This is a genomic window from Salinispora cortesiana (assembly GCF_000484695.1).
Taxonomy (GTDB): Bacteria; Actinomycetota; Actinomycetes; order Mycobacteriales; family Micromonosporaceae; genus Micromonospora; species Micromonospora cortesiana.
Genome location: NZ_AXVR01000173.1, coordinates 1 through 1,483, shown reverse-complemented (window position 1 = coordinate 1,483; position 1,483 = coordinate 1). Strand labels below are relative to the sequence as shown.

2 protein-coding genes are annotated in these 1,483 nt (G+C 63.9%); both read left to right on the top strand.

The window, feature by feature from the left end:
* A partial coding sequence (locus K228_RS29090; protein ID WP_223160767.1) for a hypothetical protein occupies positions 1-1,062 on the top strand: 1,062 nt, incomplete at its 5' end.
* A gap of 157 nt (positions 1,063-1,219) precedes the next feature.
* On the top strand, positions 1,220-1,483 hold a 264-nt coding region (locus K228_RS0124930), incomplete at its 3' end, for a hypothetical protein (RefSeq protein WP_029723983.1).

The window sequence follows — 1,483 nt, the reverse complement described above, 5'->3', positions numbered from 1 at the left end:
CTGCTCCTAGAAATGATCGACGGCTTCCCATTCGTCTCCGAGCACTACCGGGCCAACTACCTCGGTGCGCTGCTCACCCCACTCCTACGGGCGCTCACCCCACCGCCATACAAGCTGCACGCCATCGAAGCCCATCAACCCGGCTCCGGCAAAACGCTGCTGGCCAACCTCTCCCGCCACATCCACGGCGGCGTGTTCCGCGCCGAAATGCCCGACGACGACACCGAGCTACGCAAGCAGATCACCGCCATCCTGTCCATCACCACCGGCCCCGTCGTCGTCCTCGACAACGTCAGCGGCGCGTTGAAAAGCAGCACCCTGGCCGGGCTGCTCACCACCGAGCTTTGGGACGACCGACCGCTAGGCTCCACCGCCTGGACCCGCTCCACCAACGACCGCCTCTGGACCGTCACCGGCAACAACATCAGCATCGGTGGCGACCTGCCACGCCGCACCATCCGCACCATCATCGACCCCGGACAACCCAACCCCGAACTCCGCACCGGCTTCGCCATTCGCAACCTCGAAACGTGGGTCAAAGAACGGCGCGGAGAACTACTCTGCGCACTACTCACACTGGTACGAGCATGGGTGGCTGCCGGAAAACCGCTACCGGTCGAGCGGGCCAGTGACAGCTACGCGCGATGGATTCGCAATGTCGAAGGAATCCTGTCGGTCGCTGGAATCGACGGGCGATTCGACGACGTCTCCACTCAAGTCGAAGTCGGTACCGATGACGACGAATGGTCGATATTCCTCGCGGCCGTCTTCAAGGCGTACAAGGACCGGATCTGGACGGCCAAGGAGCTACTCGGCGACGTCGACACCGGCAACCTCATCACCCCCGGGCCGATCTCCGCCGAGGCGCTCCCAGACGAGCTGGCCGCGAGGGCATCAAAGCATCCGAAGGGGCCAGTGGGGATCAGCAAGTCGCTCGGACGATGGCTTACCAACCGGGAAGGGCGATGGGCTGGCGATCTAGCAGTCCGGTGTGTCGGCAAGGACCGCGAGGGTATCAACCAGTGGCAGATCCGGACAAACCAGGACAGGAGCCAACCATGACTGCTGGGTTTGCAGGGTTTGCAGGGTTTGTTTTCCTCCCCCGCGCGCGCCCGGGGAATCGCTCAGCTACAGAGCGTAACGAATCCGTGGGCCCACTCACCCGAGATGGCCACCAGAAACCCAGCAAAACCTGCAAACCCAGCAGCGAGGAGTCGACGTGACCCAACACCTCACTTCCACCTCCGCCACCGAAACCCGCTGCCCCCGCTGCCGGACAGCCCTCCTCACCGCCCTCGACGACGGAATCCCCGCCCGCGTCAACGCCACCCCACTACCCAACCGCGCCGCAGAAATCGCCGCCCTCATCAACGGCCAATGGACCTACACCCTCACCCGCAACCAACACCTCATCTACCGCGACGCCGAACGAATAACCGCCAACACCCTCCAAGGCACCATCCACGCCGAACACACATGCACC